Source organism: Haloferax sp. Atlit-12N, assembly GCF_003383095.1.
Classification (GTDB): Archaea; Halobacteriota; Halobacteria; order Halobacteriales; family Haloferacaceae; genus Haloferax.
Map to the genome: position 1 here is coordinate 127,285 of NZ_PSYW01000005.1, position 14,914 is coordinate 142,198.

Sequence of the window (14,914 nt, forward strand, 5' to 3'; positions counted from 1 at the left end):
GTTTCTCATCGGTCAGTTCTTCGTCTGCCACGCCACATATAAACTAAATTTCGCTATACAGAATTGGGGTGGTGGAGGGGGTGGGCGCAAGTCGTGGGTTCACCGGGAAAGGATTGAACACAGGGTGCGGAGCCGTCGCTGTCAGTTCGTTTGTCGTGAGGCTCACGCGTCGTGATTCGCACAGAAAATGATTCGTCGCGGGTGACGGCTCAGAGGTCTTTGGCGACGCGAAGTTCCGTGTCGGTGACCGTCTCGACGGAGTCGGCCGGAACCTCGATGTCGTCGCCGTCGGCGTCGCCGAAGCCGAGGCCCTGCAGGACCGCTTCAGCGAGGTCCGGGTCGGGTTCGACGTACGCGATTTGGGCGTCCGTGTCGACTTCGGTCACGATTCCGATCTGTTCGGCTTCCTCGTCCATGAGGAACTTCCCTTCGTCGGCGGTCGAGAGCACTGACATCCGCCCAATCGTTAATTCCGAGTGACATAATAACCTACGGCCCCGTACGAACGCTGATACTCCTCGCCCGCGTACGAAGTGCATGACAATCAGTTCACAGGTCTCCGAGACCGACGCGCCCCGTCTCCCGCTGTCGGAGACGCGGGTGCTTCTCGGCGTCGGACTGGCGATTGCCCTCGTCGCCGGACTCGTTTTCCGCGTCGTCGGCCAACTCGTGTTAGTGCCTTCCCGCCCGCTGGTCACGGCCGCGGTGTTCGCGCTGACGGTGCCCGTGATGTGGGCGCTCGCAGTCGGCATCTTCCGGTGGCGCGGGCTCTCCGGGGGCGCGAAACGGGAGGCCGCGGTGCTGCTCGTCGTCCCGGGCATGCTCGTCGACGCGGTCTCGACGGCGCTGTTCTCGGTCGTCTACCCGAACATGGGCCTCGAAGCCGCCGGGCTCTTCGGGGGGCTGTTGCTCTTGGCGTACGCGACGGTGCTGGTCGCGGGATTCGTCGGTCGGTGACCCAATTCGGGCCGACGCTTCCATCGTTAAGCCGCCGCTCGCCGACGGTGCGGCTCTCCTCTCTTCTCCTCAGCCATGCGCGACGACGCGAAAAATAGGGCGCGAAGCGACGGTCCGATTGCGACTCGTCAGTCGGAGTCCGACGAGGAACCGAAGGCGGTCGGGACGCTCACGTCGGCGTGTTGCGAGAGGTAGTACGCGAGCGCGAACAGCGCGACGACGCCGACGCCGAGGAGCGCCAGCGAACCCACGCCGTAGCCGCTGGCGAGGAACAGCCCCGTCGCGACGGCGCCGCAGAGCACGGCGTACGGAATCTGCGTGTTCACGTGGTCGACGTGGTCCGCGCCGGCGAACATCGACGAGAGGACCGTCGTGTCGCTGATGGGCGAACAGTGGTCACCGAACAGCGAGCCGGTGAGAATCGCCCCGATGGCACCGGGAAGCGGCGCGCCGAGCTGGTAGGCAAGCGGCACCGCGACGGGGAACATGATACTCATCGTTCCCCACGACGTGCCTATCGAGAACGAGATGATGGCCGCGGCGAGGAAGACGACCGCGGGCAGGAGTTCGGGCGTGATGACGCCTTGGGCGACACTGACGACGAACGCACCGACGCCGAGCGCCTGGCTGACACCGCCGATGGTCCACGCCAGCGAGAGGACGGCCACGGGGAACATGACCATCTTGAAGCCCTCGAAGATGGCGTCGCTGACGGCTTCGAGTTCGACGCGGGCGTGGCCGACGAGGATGGCGAGCAGCAGCGCGCACGCCGAGAAGACGCCCCAGAGGATGGCGTCGGCGGTGGCCGCGTCCTTCAGCGCCTCGACGGGTGCCTGCCCGGGCCAGCCGCCGGAGTACAGCAGGCCGAAGCCGGTGACGGCGACGAGCGTGACGATGGGCGCGGCGAAGTACCACCAGCGCGAATCGACGTAGTCGGGCGTGACGATGTCCTCCTCGCGCGTCTCGATGAGGGGGTCGGCGTCGTCGCCGAGGACCTTCCCCTCTTCTTTCGCGCGGCGCTCGGCGCGCTTCATCGGCCCGAAGTCCCAGTCCATCACGACGAGGATGAACACGAGAACGACCGCGAGCAGGCTGTAGAAGCGGAACGGAATACTCTGGAGGAACACCACGAAGGCGCTCTGGTCGATGCCGAGCGAGGCGAACTGCTCGCGGATGAGGCCGACCTCGAAGCCGACCCACGTCGAGACGACGGCGACGCTCACCACGGGCGAGGTTGTCGAATCGAGCAGGTACGCGAGCTTCTCGCGGCTGATGTCGAACTTGTCGGTGATAGGCCGCATCACCGAGCCCGTAATCATCGTGCTCGCGTAGGAGTCGACGAAGATGAGCATCCCGAGGACGCTCGTCCCCAACGCGGCCTGTTTCCGGGTCTTGATGCGGGCGATGATGCGCTGTGCGAGCGCGTTCATCCCGCCCGAGAGGAATATCATCCCGAGCATCGCACCCGAGAGGAACGTAAACAGGAGGAGTTTGCTGTTGAACGACTCGGTCACGTTGTTGATGACCAACTGGAGGGAGTACGCCGCCCCGCCGATTGGGTTCCATCCCACCAGGATGGTCGCACCGATCCAGATGCCGGTGAAAAGCGAGAGGAGCACCTGCCGACTGAGCAGCGTCAGCACGATTGCGAAGAGCGCCGGCAGCAGGCTGATGACTCCCTGCGTCTCTGCGGGCATGACAAACGTTTCGTCACCGGCTCCCGAATTTAAGGGTTTTCACTTCGAGACCCGAGAATAAGACGTATCGGATGCCGTGAGTTGCCGTAGTTCGGTCGACGAATCGGGCGGCTTCGGACGCTTGAGTATCTCAGACGACCGCGTCGTACGCCTCGCCCATTATCTCGATGGCCTCGCGGAGCGACTCGGTGTCGGTCGCGTACGACAGGCGGGCGTAGCCGTGGCCGTGTTCGCCGAACGCCTCGCCGGGGACGATAATCACGCCGCGGTCGATGCACTCGTCGACGAAGCCCTCGGGAACCTCGGGCATGACGTAGAACGCGCCGCCCGGCGACGGGACGGTGAGGCCGATATCTTCCAGCCCCTCGACGACGAGGTCGCGGCGCTCGCGGAACGTCTCGGTCATCTCCTCGATGCGGTCCTGTGGTCCGCTAAGCGCGGCTTCGGCCGCGAACTGCGCCGGCGCGGAGGCGCACGCCTGCACGTACTGGTGGACGCGGAGCATGCGCTCGACCCGGCGGGTGGAGCCGTACACCCACCCGAGCCGCCAGCCGGTCATCGAAAAGAGCTTCGAGGCCGAGTTGACGACGACGACGTTGTCAGTCTCGGCGAACTCGATAGGAGAGCGGTGCTCGCCCTCGAAAACGGTGTACTCGTACACCTCGTCGGAGATGCAGAGCACGTCGTGCTCGTCGGCGATGCGGGCGAACTCGGCGATATCGTCGGGCGGCGACACCGCGCCCGTCGGGTTACCGGGGCTGTTGACGACGAACGCCGCGGTGTCCTCGGTGATGGCCTCTTCGACCGCCGCGGGGTCGAGCGTCAGGTCGTCGCGGAGCGGGACCGGCACCGGTTCGCCGCCGGCGAGTTTGGTGAGCGCGTCGTAGGAGACGAAGCCGGGGTCGGGGATGATGACCTCGTCGCCCTCGTTCACGTGCGCCTCGATGGCGATGTGGAGCGCCTCGCTGCCCCCGGCCGTGGCGATGACATCGTCGGCGTCGAGGTCGACGCCCTGGTCGCGGCGGTGCTTCTCGGCGATGGCCTCGCGCAGGCTTGGGAGGCCCTTGTTCCCCGTGTAGCCGTCCGCCTCGCCGGCCTCGATGGCCTCAACGGCCGCCCGTCGGGCGTGGTCCGGGGCCGGGAAGTCTGGCTGGCCCAGTCCGAGGTTGATAGCGTCTTCGCCAGCCGCTTCGAACACCTTGCGAATACCGCTGATGGAGATGCGCTCCACCCGGTCGGAGAAGTGCGTCATATCCTATCCGGTGTCCCCGTTCGGGATAGTTCTTCCCACGCACGGTCGCGGCAGACTCATTGACTCCGTGACGTGACCGGGGGCGTTTCCCGGGTTTTTCTGCCGCTATCTGAGAGACGACAATTCAGAAAAACCGACCGATTCAACCCTGGTAACAGCCGTAAAACCGTGTTTTCTCGGTTTCGACGCGTCATCTACCGCGTCTATCGTTACCGGGTACGCGCCCCGAATAAGGCACTGATTCGTAACGAGGGCAATGACAGAGGCACCACGCTCGACTTCGATTAGCCGTAGACGATTCCTGCAGGGGTCCGGCCTCGCCGCGACCGCCGGCCTCGCGGGCTGTCTCGGCGGGTCCGGCGGAAGCGGGCTGGACGAACTCAACGTCGCCTACATGCCCATCTACCCGGACATGCAGTACTTCGTGATGGAAGAAGAGGGGCTGTTCGACGAGCTTTCGGCCTCGGTGTCGGGCAAGAAGTTCTCCGATGGACCGAGCATCGTGCAGGCGTCGGCGACGGGGGACTTCGACGTGATGATGTTCGGCATCGTCCCGGCGATGATCATCATGGACAAGGGTATTCCCGCGAAAATCACCGCGGCGAACATCAAAAACGCGATGGAGATTCTCGCCACCGACGACTTCGCCGCGCTGTGGGAGGAACATGGGAAAGACGCCTTCGCCGAGTTCGAGGCGCAGAAGGGCCGCAAGTTCACCTTCGGAACCTTCCCGCCGGGGTCGGTTCCGGACATCCTGCTTCGCTACTGGATTCAGAACACGCTCGGGCTCGACCCCGAGGAGGACGTGAACATCAAGGGTCTCGGCGGCGCGGCCGCGGTCCAGCAGGCGCTCCTCTCGAACAACGTCGACGGCACGAGCATCATGGAACCCGTGCCGACGGTCATCGACGCTAACGACGCGCCGTTCCAGCCCATCGCGTGGGCGGGCGACTTCATGCCCGGCCAGCCCGCGGCGGTCACGCTCATGCACGACCGCCTCCGGCAGGACAACCGCGACCTCGCCACGGAGTTCGTCGAACTCCACCAGCAGGCGACGAACTTCGTCGCCGACAACCCCGACACGGCCGCCCAGCACGCGAGTTCGGTCATCGGCGAGAGCGCGCTCCCGGTCGAGACCGCCCGCGCGGCGCTCGACTCCCCCGCGTCGGACTTCATCACAGACCCCCACGACATCGAGGGCGGGGCCAAAATCTTCGCCGACTACGCCCAGACGCTCGGGAAGACGGAAGCGCAGTTGACCGTCGACGAGATGTTCGATTACGGCATCTACGACTCCCTATGAGCAACGACGAAGTCGGCACCAGCGTCGCCCTCTCGGAGACCGAGGCGGACGAGCGACTGCTCGACCGACTCGCGGGGTTCTCCGCGGAACAGACGGGGCTCGCAGTCGCCGGCTTCACGGGCTTTCTCGCCGTCTGGTACGTCGCTGCGCTGTTCCAGCCGACGTATCTCCTCCCCTCGCCCGTCGAGGTGCTGGCGGCGTTCGTCGTCGAACTCACCGCGCCGGCGTCGCTTTCGATTCCCTTCACCGGTGCGGAACTCCCGGCGACGAGGCTCCTCGTCAAACTGATTCAGAGCCTCTATCACTACGTGCCGGGCCTGCTCATCGGGACGTCGCTCGGCGTCTTCGCGGGCGTCGCCATGGGCTGGAACACTCGCGTTGACAGCGTCTTCACGCCCGTCACGCGCCTGCTCCGGCCGATTCCGCCGCTGGCGTGGATCGGCTTCGCCGTCATCTGGCTCGGCGTCAACCATCAGGGCGCGACGTTCATCGTCGCCATCGGTTCCTTCTGGATTAACTTCTACAGCGCCTACGGCGGAGTCGAGGGCGTCTCGGAGGACCTCAAGGAGGTCGCCGCGACCCTCGGCGTCGACGACGACTGGACGATGATTCGGAAGGTCGTCATTCCGGCGGCCAGCCCCTCAATCATGACCGGCATCCGGACGAGCATCGGCCAGTGTTGGATGATTGTCGTCGCGGCCGAACTCATCGTCGGCGTCGGCGTCGGCTACGAGATTCTCAACACGGCGCAGAACCTCGCGATGGACGTGTCGGTCGCCTACATGCTCGTCATCAGCATCGTCTTCCTCGTGAGTGACGGTCTGTTCCGCCGGGTCGAACGGCGGGTGCTGGAGTGGAGAGCATGACCGGGGACGCGAACGCGGGAGCCGACACGACCGTGACCGCGACTGATTCCGAGACCGCGAAGGTCAGCGTCGATTCGCTCGGCAAGACCTACGCGTCCGACCGGCGGACGGTCGAGGCGCTGTCGGACGTGGAGTTCGCCGTCGAGGACGGCGAGTTCGTCTGTATCGTCGGCCCGTCGGGGTGCGGCAAGACGACGCTGTTCCGCATCATCGCCGGCCTCGAAGACGCCACGTCGGGCGCGGTCACCCTCGACGGCTCGCCCGTCACCGGCCCCGGCACCGACCGCGGGATGGTGTTCCAAGAGTACGGACTGTTCCCGTGGCGGACCGTCAGCGAGAACGTCGCCTTCGGGCTCGAAGAACAGGGCGTCGAGGAGCCGGCACGCTCGGAACGCGTGACGGAAATGCTCGAACTCGTCGGCCTCGACGGCTTCGCCGACGCCTACCCCAAAGAGCTGTCCGGCGGGATGAAACAGCGCGTCGGCATCGCTCGCGCGCTCGCTGTCGACCCCGAACTCCTCCTCATGGACGAGCCGTTCGGCGCGGTCGACGCGCAGACCCGCGACATGCTCCACGGCGAACTGCTCGACATCTGGACGGAGACGGACAAGACAGTGCTGTTCGTCACCCACGACGTGGAGGAGGCGGTCACGCTCGCCGACCGCGTGGTCGTCATGGCCGCCAATCCGGGTCGCGTCCGCGAAATCGTCTCGGTCGATATCGACCGCCCGCGCGAGCGGACCGAAAGCGAGTTCGCGGCGTACGTCGAGCGGATTCGCGGACTCATCGGGGAGTAATCCGGCTTCTCCGCGCCCGATTCTCGCGTCTCTACTCTCTCGCCTCTCGCAACTCGTCGATGTGCGCGTCGATGACCGACAGCGTCGCGTCGGCGTCGACGTAGCCCTTCTCGTACTCCTTCATCGCGCTGTTGTAGTCGCTGAGGAACTGTGCCACCGCGTCGTCGAGGTCGTCGCTCATACACGTCCGTAGCCCCGCCATCGGATTTGAACCTTCGGCACGCGGACGGCGGGGCCGGAAGCGCACGGGACTCCGGTCCGACGGCCGCACCGCGGGACCGTCGATTTATCACCGCGCCCCGCCAACGCGCCGGTAGTGACGACCCTCCGCTTCGAGGACGGCACCGTTCACGTCGGCACCGACGACTCTGACGCCGACGCCGGCGTTCGGGCCGCCCTCGCCGACGTGGCGAGCGTCGAGGCCGACCCCCGAAGCGGCGGCTATCGCGCCCCTGCGATGCGATACGCCGCGGTTCGGGACGCGCTCGACGCGGCCGGCGTCGCGTACGACGACCGGGTCGCGGCCGCTCTCGACACCCCTCTCTCGCTTTCGACGACCTACGACCTCCGCGACTACCAGCGCGCCGCCCTCGACGCGTGGCTCGACGCGGGCGGTCGCGGCGTCGTGGAACTGCCGACCGGCGCGGGCAAGACGGTGCTCGCCGTCGCCGCGATGGTCGCCCGCTCGGTGCCGACGCTCGTCGTCGTGCCGACCATCGATTTACAGGACCAGTGGATACGCGAACTCGAAACCGAGTTCGACGTGCCGGTCGGCCGGTTCGGCGGCGGCGAGCAGACGCAGGAGGCCATCACGGTCTCGACGTACGACTCGGCGTACCTCCGCGCAGACGACGTGGGCGGCGACTTCGGCCTCGTCGTCTTCGACGAGGTGCACCACCTCGGTGGCGAGGGGTACCAGGACATCCCCAGATTCCTCGCCGCGCCCGCTCGCCTCGGCCTGACGGCGACGTTCGAGCGCCCCGACGGCGCACACGAGCGCGTCGAGGAACTCGTCGGCCCGCGGGCGTACCGCCTCGACGTGGACGACTTGGCGGGCGACCACCTCGCCGACTACGAAGTCCGCCGAATCGAGGTGGAACTCACGGCCGACGAGCGCGAGACGTACGACGAGGCACAGGAGACGTTCGTGAACTACCTGCGAACCTCGGGGCTGTCGATGCAGTCGGGCAGCGACTACCAGAAACTCGTGATGCGCTCCGGGAACGACCCGAGAGCGCGGGAGGCGCTCCTCGCCAAGCAGCGCGCCCGCGACGTGATGATGAACTCCGAGGCGAAGGTGGACAAACTGGCGCGACTGCTCGCGCGACACCGCGAGGACCGCGTCATCGTCTTCACCGCGTCGACCGACCTCGTCTACCGCATCTCGCGGCGCTTCCTCGTCCCGCCGATAACCAACGAAACCGGCACGAAAGAGCGCCGCGAAATCCTCGACCGCTTCCGCGACGGCACCTACGACACCGTCGTCGCGGCCAACGTGCTCGACGAGGGCGTGGACGTACCCGACGCGAACGTCGGTATCCTCCTTTCGGGGTCGGGGTCGGAACGCGAGTTCACCCAGCGCCTCGGTCGCATCCTCCGGCCGAAGGCTGATGGCGCGACCGCGACGCTCTACGAACTCGTGAGCGTCGAGACGGCGGAAGAACGGGTCGCGGCCCGGCGTCGCTGACGCGAGACGGTATCGGCGAGTGAGGCCGTGAGGCGGGGAAGCGACCGCCTTCGACCTCAGACCAGCGAGACGTTCAAGTCGCCGTTGTTGAGGAAGGCGTCGTACTCGAAGTCGAACTCGATTGCGAAATCGGCGCTCCCGGCGGCCGGAACGGCGAGTTCCTGCGACCGCGTCGACTCCTCGCCGCGGACGGCGACGCGGGCTTCGACGGTGGCAATCCGCTCGGCTCCGCTGTCGTTGACGACCGTCCCGAAGACGCGGAGGCGGCCGTCGTCGGTCGCCTCGAAGTCGACCTCGGAGATGCGGACCGGCGGTACCTCCGGGGTGTCTCGGGGCTCCCCTGCCGGTGCCTCGGGCGGGTTTCGCGGGCCCGTCGCGCCCGGTAGCGACCCGAGACAGCCGGACGACAGGCCGACCGCGACCAGTCCGAGGAGGCGTCGTCGCTCCATACGATGGCGTCCGCCGCGGACGCAATGAACCTTGTCGTCCGCGCCGTCGGTCGGTGTCCGCCCGCGCCGTCGCTCGCTTCTTTCCCACGCCGCCCGAGTCGTTTTTGTCCCGCGGTCCCGTCGTGGCGAGCGTGCTGACGAAGGACCTGCTTCGCGTGTCGCGGGCGGGCGGCGGCTACCACCCGCAGTTCGCCGACCGGGGGGACCGCCCGCTGGCCGCGAAAGCCATCGGCGTCTTCCGGCGACACGTCGGCGACGCGCGGACCGACCTCGACGACGCCCTCGCCGACCTCGAAGCCGAGGCCGACGACTTCAAACTCGCCCGCGGCTTCGCGTCGCTCCTCGACCGCGAGGCGGTCTTCGAGACGGCGGCTCCCCTGCCGCCGGCCCGCGCCCGCCGCGCCGCGTTCGAGGCCGCGATGGCGGTTGGCGGCGTGACGACGCCCGAGGAGCGGGCCGCGGCGCTCGACCGCGCGGCGTCCTCGCTCGGGTCGTCGCCCGAGGCGGTCGACGAGTCGCTGACCGCCGACCGCGAGGTCGAACAGGTCCTCTCCGAGTTCGACCCGCGGTGGACGCCGGACGAACTGCTCGCGCAGTACAACCTCTCGCTCGCCCAGACCACCCTGTTCGACGCGACCGAGGTCCGGGTCCGAAGCTCCGACCCGAAGGCCGTCGTCTCGGCGGTCAAGCGCCTCCGGCTGATGTACGAGGTCCGGAAGACCGACGCCGGCCGCGAGGTCGTCGTCACCGGCCCCGATGCGCTCTTTCAGCGAACCAGACGCTACGGAACCGCCTTCGCCCGCCTGCTTCGGTCGGTCGCCACCGCCGGCGACTGGCGGCTCGTGGCGACCATCGACGACCGCGGGACCGAGCGCGAGCTGACGCTCACGAGCGACGACGTGTCGGTCCCCGGCGTCGAACCGATGGCCGAACCCGGCTTCGACAGCGACGTGGAGGCCGACTTCGCCGCCCGCTTCCGCGGCCTCGACTTCGACTGGTCGCTCGTCCGGGAGCCGGAACCCCTCGAAACGGGGACGAGCGTGATGATTCCCGACTTCGCGTTCGACTACGCGCACGCCGACTTCCGCGTCTTCTTCGAGATTATGGGCTTTTGGACGCCCGAGTACGTCGAGAAGAAACTGGGGCAACTCGCCGACGTGGAGGACGTGGAACTCGTCGTCGCCGTGGACGAGTCGCTCGGCGTCGGCGAGGAAATCGCCGCCCGCGACCACCGCGCGGTCCCGTACTCCGGCTCGGTGCGCGTGAAAGACGTGGTGGACGTGCTGCGCGGCTACGAGTCCGACCTCGTCGCCGACGCGGCCTCGTCGCTCCCCGCCGAACTTGTGCCGGACGACGACGTGGTGACGTTGTCCGACCTCGCGGCCGCCCGCGGCGTTTCTGTCGACGCGCTCGATGACGTGACCTTCCCCGAACACGAACTCGTCGGGCGGACGCTAGTTCGGCCCGCCGTCCTCGACGCGGTCGCAGAAGAGGTCGAGGCGGGGATGTCGCTGTCGGCGGCCGAGTCCGTCCTCGACGACTGCGGCCTCGACGACGCGAGCGCGGTCCTCTCGCGGCTCGGCTACCGGGTCGAGTGGGAGGGACTGACTGGCGGGACGGTCAGAGAGAAGTAGCGGGGCACAGCACCGCGACCCGGTCGCTGCCGGCTATTCCGGTTTGACGAGTTCTTCTTGCCGACCCTTCGGGACCGTCGAGCGGAGTTCCCCGTGGAGGTAGAGGCCGACGCCGAGCGGTTCCAGTTCGCCGGCGATTTCGTGGGCGGCGGTGAGGTAGCCCCAGTCGCCTTCCCATCGGTCGAGCTGTTGGTCGTGGCCGTCGACGAACGCCTTCGCCTCGCCCGGACTCAGTTCGATGACGTTCTTGGTCGCGTCGCCGCAGAACCGCTGGACAGCGTTGGTCGAGGGCTTCCAGTGGCGCTGGCGAGTCCGCAGGATGCGCATCCCGAGCCCCTCGACTTTGATGGGGTCGATGACCTCGCCGTGGAACGCCCAAATCTTGCCCGCGCCCTTCTCCCAGAACGTGTAGCCGTCGAAGACGGCGGGGTCGACGCCGAACCGCTCGTCCCACCAGTCGATGACCTCCTCGCGGGAGGGGCGACCCTCGACGACGCGGTCGTCGGCCGTCGGCGGCAGGCGGTCGAACTGCTGGCCCCAGTTCTCGTCGGGGGCGGTGTCGTCGCTCATGCGGTTACCTCCAGTTTGGCAGTGAAGAACCCGCCCGTGTCGTTGTGGTGCGGGTAGACGCGCCGTGCCTTGGTCACCGATGGGTCGTACTCGTCGCCCTCCCACTCGGTGATGCCGGGCGCGGTCTCGAAGCCGTCGGGGACGTCCCACTCGACGACCTCGCAGTCCTCCCGTTCGAGGACGAAGTCGAGGATGGCCTCGTTCTCCTCGGGCGCGAAGGTACACGTGGAGTAGACGACGGTGCCGCCGGCTTTCGTCACCTGCACGGCGCGCCGGAGGATGCCCTTCTGGATGCCGGCGACGCTTTTGACGTGGTTCATCGTCCACTCGTCGAGCACGTCGGGGTTCTTCCGGCAGGTGCCCTCGCAGGAACACGGCGCGTCGACGAGGACGCGGTCGAACTGCTCGAACGACCCGGCCTTCTCGGGGGTCCGTTCCCCGTAGGGTTTCATCGAGAAGTTGCGGGCGTCCTGATTCGACACGACGAGGTTCGTCACGCCGAGGCGCTCGGCGTTGTGGCGGAGCGCCGACAGCCGCCCGAGGTTGTTGTCGTTGCCGACGAGGACGCCCTCGTCGTTCATCATGGCGGCAATCTGGGTCGTCTTCGACCCCGGCGCGGCGCAGGTGTCCCAGACGCGCTCGCCCGGCTGCGGGTCGAGAGCGATAGCCGGGAGCGCCGACACTTCCTCTTGGCCGTGGAGCCAGCCGTGGAAGTACGGCCAGTTCGTCCCCGGACTGCTGTCTTCGAGCTTCAGGATGCCGGGGTGCCAGTCGGTCGGTTCGTAGGCGACGCCCTCGTCGTCGAGCGCCTCGCGGGCGCGCGCCACCGTCGTCTTGATGGTGTTGACGCGAACGACGGAGGGAAGCGGCCGCTCGCAGGCCGCGAAAAAGGCCTCCTCGTCGTCCACGAGCGGCGCGTACCGCTGGAGCGGGTTCATGACACTCGATTCCGCGGGGGCGCGCTTGTCGGTTTCGGAGTCGTCGGGTGACGAGTTCGGAGCCGCCGGAAAGCGACCAGTCGAACCAGTCGCGCCGACCAGTCGGCCGATGACGACGCATTCACCCGTCGGATTTACCTCGCCCGGGCGACCATGTTCACGTATGGCACGCATTCGCGTCCTCGCGGAGGAACTCACCGACGAACTGGAGTCGCCGACGCTGGTCGAAGGGCTGCCGGGCGTCGGGTTGGTCGGCAAAATCGCGGCCGACCATCTGGTCGAGGCGTTCGACATGACCCACTACGCCGACGTGTTCTGCGAGGGCGTCCCGAAGGTCGCGGTCTACATGAAAGACAACCCGACGCTGCACCCGCCGGTTAGGCTCTACGCCGACGCGGAACGGAACCTGCTCGTCCTCCAGAGCGACATCCCCATCCGGCCCGAGGCGGCGACCGAACTCGCAACCTGTCTCGGCCCGTGGTTCGAAGAACTCGACGTGCTTCCCGTGTTCCTCTCGGGCATCGCCCGCGAGAAGTCCGAGGCGGTGCCCGCGCTTTACGGCGTCGGCACCGACGGCGCGACGCCGCGACTCGAAGACGCCAGTATCGACCGCCCGACAGAGACTGGCCTCGTCTCGGGGCCGACGGGTGCGCTCCTGAGCAACGCCGTCTCGGTCGGTCGCCCGGCGCTCGCGTTGGTCGTCGAGTCGGACCCGCAGTTCCCGGACCCCGAGGCGGCTCGGGTCATCATCAAACAGGGCATCGAACCGCTCGTCGGCGTCGAGGTTCCCGTGGACGACCTCGTGGACAGCGCCACCGAGATTCGACAGGCCAAAGAGCAGTTGGCTCGGCGGATGCAGCAGTCCGAAGAGGAGAGCACGCAGGCGCGGCCGCTCGGGATGTACCAGTAGCGGGCGAAAGCGACGCCCGCGCGGCCGCCCCGCGGTGAGAAGCGTTTCGGCCGGCCCGCAGTCTACACGTTTAAGCCGCGTCGGACACTTCTCCCGCCCATGAGCGACGACCCCGCCGAGTCGGTCACGGACGCGAACGTAGAACCCGAGGCCGACGCGGCACCCAACGCAGCGGCGCAGGCGGCCGAAGACGCGGCGACCGACGCCGACGGCGAGGCGTCGAGCGCCGAGGCGGCCAGCGAGGAACCCGACGCGGCGGACGACGGGCCGACCGTCGCCGACCGCGTCGCCGAGTACGACGACGACCTCGCGGGCGAGGTCGCGGCGCTCGAAGCCCGCGTCACCGACCTCGAAGCCGAGCGCGACGAGGCCGAAGCGACGGCCGAGGAACTCCAGTCTCGCCTCAAGCGCACGCAGGCCGACTTCCAGAACTACAAGAAGCGCGCCAAGAAGCGACAGGACCAGATCAAAGAGCGCGCCACCGAGGACTTCGTCGAGCGCGTCGTCACCGTCCGCGACAACCTCGTCCGCGCGCTCGACCAGGACGAGGACGCCGACATCCGCGGCGGCCTCGAATCGACGCTCAAGGAGTTCGACCGAATCCTCGAAGACGAGAACGTCGAAATCATCGACCCCGAACCGGGGACCGACGTGGACCCGAACCGCCACGAGGTGATGATGCGCGTCGACAGCGACGAACCGGCGGACACCGTCGCCAACGTGTTCCAGCCCGGCTACGAGATGGCCGACAAGGTCATCCGCGCCGCGCAGATCACGGTCAGTAAGGGCGAGTAGGTCGCAATCGACACGGCTGTCTCCCCGCGACGGGCCACGGTGGGCTGACGCGCCACCGGCCCGGGGAGGACTTTTGTTCTCACCTCGCAATCACTACGCCATGCGACTTCGTTCCCGTCGGCGGCGGCCAACCGTGCGCGTCACCCAACACGGCGACCCCGGCGACGACGACCTGCTTTTCGTCCTCGGGTGGGGCAACAAGCCGGGTCATCGGAGCGTCGAGTGGCTCCTCGACCGCCTCACCTACGAGGGCTACCACGTCCACGCCGTCGAACTCCCGATGAACGGCTGGGAGTTCGACAGCCAGTACGTGGATCCGGTGCGGGCGTACTCGGTCGACCGCGACATCGACCTCGTGCTCAGCCACAGCACCGGCGGCCTCGTCGCCGCCCACCTCGACCTCGCGGTTCGGAACGTCTTTTTGAGCCCCTGGTGGGGGACCGCGACCGCCGGTCTCGATGGCCTGCTCCTCCCCGTCGTCAGGCGGTTGCCGACGACGCGCCCGCTCGTCCCGTCCGGTATCTCCCGCGAGGACCTCGGCGAACTGAAACTCGCCGCCGAACTGGCCGACGGCCCGGACAACGCCTCGCCCGCCTTCCTCCGCATGATTCACGGCGCGCAGGAGTCGCTACCGCCGTTCAACCCCGACGACGTGGTGTTCGCCTCGCTTTCGGACCGGGTGGTTGACGTTCGCGCAATCGGCGACCGGACCCCCGCGTCGAACCTCGTCCCGTACGACGGCGGCCACGAGTTCTTCGCCAGCGAGGGCAGAGAGCGGACGCTCTCGGTGGTGCTCGACGCCCTCGACGGAGCGGACCCGTCGTCGCTCCGACTCGGTGGTGCGGACGCGCCCGACTTCGACGACTCGGTCGACGGGACGGAGCGACCGCAGTCGATGGACTGAGACGCCGTCGCCCTCGACTGCGACTCTGGCGAGCCCGCCGCCGACGACGCGGTCGGCGGTTCTACATAAATCGACCGACCTGTTTCGACGCGAGAACTCGAAATCGCAAGACAGCGTCGACCTCGATGCGCGCCGTGTGTCGCAGTATCTAGTAA

Annotated in this window: 16 protein-coding genes; 9 read left to right on the top strand and 7 right to left on the bottom strand. The window is 67.5% G+C overall.

Translation table 11 applies throughout. The features are described 5' to 3' along the window. Positions 1-209: 209 nt before the first annotated feature. Complete coding sequence (locus C5B90_RS18400) at positions 210-455, bottom strand: hypothetical protein (RefSeq protein ID WP_042666638.1); 246 nt, start codon at positions 453-455, stop codon at positions 210-212. A gap of 82 nt (positions 456-537) precedes the next feature. On the opposite strand from C5B90_RS18400, the gene C5B90_RS18405 reads away from it, so the two are divergent. Beyond that, on the top strand, positions 538-957 hold the full coding sequence (locus C5B90_RS18405) for a DUF5367 family protein (RefSeq protein WP_115883402.1): 420 nt from the start codon (positions 538-540) through the stop codon (positions 955-957). A 128-nt stretch (positions 958-1,085) separates the two neighbouring features. On the opposite strand, the gene C5B90_RS18410 is transcribed toward C5B90_RS18405, so the two are convergent. Further along, on the bottom strand, positions 1,086-2,654 hold the full coding sequence (locus tag C5B90_RS18410; RefSeq protein ID WP_115883403.1) for a Na+/H+ antiporter NhaC family protein: 1,569 nt from the start codon (positions 2,652-2,654) through the stop codon (positions 1,086-1,088). Between the two features lie 130 nt (positions 2,655-2,784). Beyond that, on the bottom strand, positions 2,785-3,906 hold the full coding sequence (locus tag C5B90_RS18415) for a pyridoxal phosphate-dependent aminotransferase (RefSeq protein ID WP_115883404.1): 1,122 nt from the start codon (positions 3,904-3,906) through the stop codon (positions 2,785-2,787). 256 nt (positions 3,907-4,162) lie between these two features. Here C5B90_RS18415 and C5B90_RS18420 point away from each other — a divergent pair, with 256 nt between their 5' ends. Genes C5B90_RS18420 through C5B90_RS18430 form a run of 3 tightly spaced genes read left to right on the top strand, consistent with a single transcriptional unit; the run spans position 4,163 to position 6,872 of the window. After that, positions 4,163-5,209, top strand: coding sequence for an ABC transporter substrate-binding protein (locus C5B90_RS18420; protein ID WP_115883405.1), 1,047 nt, complete (start codon positions 4,163-4,165; stop codon positions 5,207-5,209). Then, positions 5,206-6,075 (top strand): ABC transporter permease, encoded by an 870-nt coding sequence (locus tag C5B90_RS18425; RefSeq protein ID WP_115883406.1) that lies wholly within the window; start codon positions 5,206-5,208, stop codon positions 6,073-6,075. Before C5B90_RS18420 ends, C5B90_RS18425 begins: the two co-directional genes overlap by 4 nt. Then, a complete protein-coding gene (locus C5B90_RS18430) occupies positions 6,063-6,872 on the top strand; it encodes an ABC transporter ATP-binding protein (RefSeq protein WP_115883407.1) in 810 nt (269 codons plus the stop codon). The genes C5B90_RS18425 and C5B90_RS18430 overlap by 13 nt, the downstream gene beginning before the upstream one ends. Positions 6,873-6,903: 31 nt before the next feature. Here C5B90_RS18430 and C5B90_RS20950 read toward each other — a convergent pair whose 3' ends face one another. After that, entirely contained in the window at positions 6,904-7,053 is a 150-nt protein-coding gene (locus tag C5B90_RS20950) for a hypothetical protein (RefSeq protein WP_004970650.1), read from the bottom strand. 135 nt (positions 7,054-7,188) lie between these two features. On the opposite strand from C5B90_RS20950, the gene C5B90_RS18435 reads away from it, so the two are divergent. Then, positions 7,189-8,559, top strand: coding sequence for a DEAD/DEAH box helicase family protein (locus C5B90_RS18435; protein ID WP_115883408.1), 1,371 nt, complete (start codon positions 7,189-7,191; stop codon positions 8,557-8,559). 56 nt (positions 8,560-8,615) lie between these two features. Here the strand turns inward: C5B90_RS18435 and C5B90_RS18440 are convergent, their stop codons facing one another. After that, positions 8,616-9,008 (bottom strand): transcriptional initiation protein Tat, encoded by a 393-nt coding sequence (locus C5B90_RS18440; protein WP_115883409.1) that lies wholly within the window; start codon positions 9,006-9,008, stop codon positions 8,616-8,618. Positions 9,009-9,139: 131 nt separating this feature from the next. On the opposite strand from C5B90_RS18440, the gene C5B90_RS18445 reads away from it, so the two are divergent. Further along, positions 9,140-10,642 (top strand): DUF790 family protein, encoded by a 1,503-nt coding sequence (locus C5B90_RS18445; protein ID WP_115883410.1) that lies wholly within the window; start codon positions 9,140-9,142, stop codon positions 10,640-10,642. Between the two features lie 33 nt (positions 10,643-10,675). On the opposite strand, the gene C5B90_RS18450 is transcribed toward C5B90_RS18445, so the two are convergent. Both C5B90_RS18450 and C5B90_RS18455 read right to left on the bottom strand, forming a co-directional pair. Next, entirely contained in the window at positions 10,676-11,212 is a 537-nt protein-coding gene (locus C5B90_RS18450) for a hypothetical protein (protein ID WP_115883411.1), read from the bottom strand. Further along, positions 11,209-12,150 carry an RsmB/NOP family class I SAM-dependent RNA methyltransferase gene (locus C5B90_RS18455; protein ID WP_115883412.1) on the bottom strand — a complete coding sequence of 314 codons (942 nt, stop codon included), beginning with the start codon at positions 12,148-12,150 and terminating at the stop codon, positions 11,209-11,211. The genes C5B90_RS18450 and C5B90_RS18455 overlap by 4 nt, the downstream gene beginning before the upstream one ends. 163 nt (positions 12,151-12,313) lie before the next feature. Between C5B90_RS18455 and C5B90_RS18460 the strand changes: the two genes are divergently transcribed. The 3 genes from C5B90_RS18460 to C5B90_RS18470 all read left to right on the top strand — a co-directional run bounded on the left by C5B90_RS18460 (position 12,314) and on the right by C5B90_RS18470 (position 14,759). Then, complete coding sequence (locus tag C5B90_RS18460) at positions 12,314-13,060, top strand: proteasome assembly chaperone family protein (RefSeq protein ID WP_115883413.1); 747 nt, start codon at positions 12,314-12,316, stop codon at positions 13,058-13,060. A gap of 99 nt (positions 13,061-13,159) precedes the next feature. Further along, positions 13,160-13,855 (top strand): nucleotide exchange factor GrpE, encoded by a 696-nt coding sequence (locus tag C5B90_RS18465; protein ID WP_115883414.1) that lies wholly within the window; start codon positions 13,160-13,162, stop codon positions 13,853-13,855. 133 nt (positions 13,856-13,988) lie between these two features. Next, the gene (locus tag C5B90_RS18470) at positions 13,989-14,759 is read left to right on the top strand and encodes an alpha/beta fold hydrolase (protein WP_199517559.1); all 771 of its coding nucleotides are present in this window, start codon (positions 13,989-13,991) and stop codon (positions 14,757-14,759) included. Positions 14,760-14,914 lie beyond the last annotated feature (155 nt).

Excerpts from the sequence above, each read along its gene's own strand:
- C5B90_RS18400 (WP_042666638.1), bottom strand. The coding sequence starts at position 455 with ATGTCAGTGCTCTCGACCGCCGACGAAGGGAAGTTCCTCATGGACGAG.
- C5B90_RS18405 (WP_115883402.1), top strand. The coding sequence starts at position 538 with ATGACAATCAGTTCACAGGTCTCCGAGACCGACGCGCCCCGTCTCCCG.
- C5B90_RS18410 (WP_115883403.1), bottom strand. The coding sequence starts at position 2,654 with ATGCCCGCAGAGACGCAGGGAGTCATCAGCCTGCTGCCGGCGCTCTTC.
- C5B90_RS18415 (WP_115883404.1), bottom strand. The coding sequence starts at position 3,906 with ATGACGCACTTCTCCGACCGGGTGGAGCGCATCTCCATCAGCGGTATT.
- C5B90_RS18420 (WP_115883405.1), top strand. The coding sequence starts at position 4,163 with ATGACAGAGGCACCACGCTCGACTTCGATTAGCCGTAGACGATTCCTG.
- C5B90_RS18425 (WP_115883406.1), top strand. The coding sequence starts at position 5,206 with ATGAGCAACGACGAAGTCGGCACCAGCGTCGCCCTCTCGGAGACCGAG.
- C5B90_RS20950 (WP_004970650.1), bottom strand. The coding sequence starts at position 7,053 with ATGAGCGACGACCTCGACGACGCGGTGGCACAGTTCCTCAGCGACTAC.
- C5B90_RS18440 (WP_115883409.1), bottom strand. The coding sequence starts at position 9,008 with ATGGAGCGACGACGCCTCCTCGGACTGGTCGCGGTCGGCCTGTCGTCC.
- C5B90_RS18450 (WP_115883411.1), bottom strand. The coding sequence starts at position 11,212 with ATGAGCGACGACACCGCCCCCGACGAGAACTGGGGCCAGCAGTTCGAC.
- C5B90_RS18455 (WP_115883412.1), bottom strand. The coding sequence starts at position 12,150 with ATGAACCCGCTCCAGCGGTACGCGCCGCTCGTGGACGACGAGGAGGCC.
- C5B90_RS18460 (WP_115883413.1), top strand. The coding sequence starts at position 12,314 with ATGGCACGCATTCGCGTCCTCGCGGAGGAACTCACCGACGAACTGGAG.
- C5B90_RS18465 (WP_115883414.1), top strand. The coding sequence starts at position 13,160 with ATGAGCGACGACCCCGCCGAGTCGGTCACGGACGCGAACGTAGAACCC.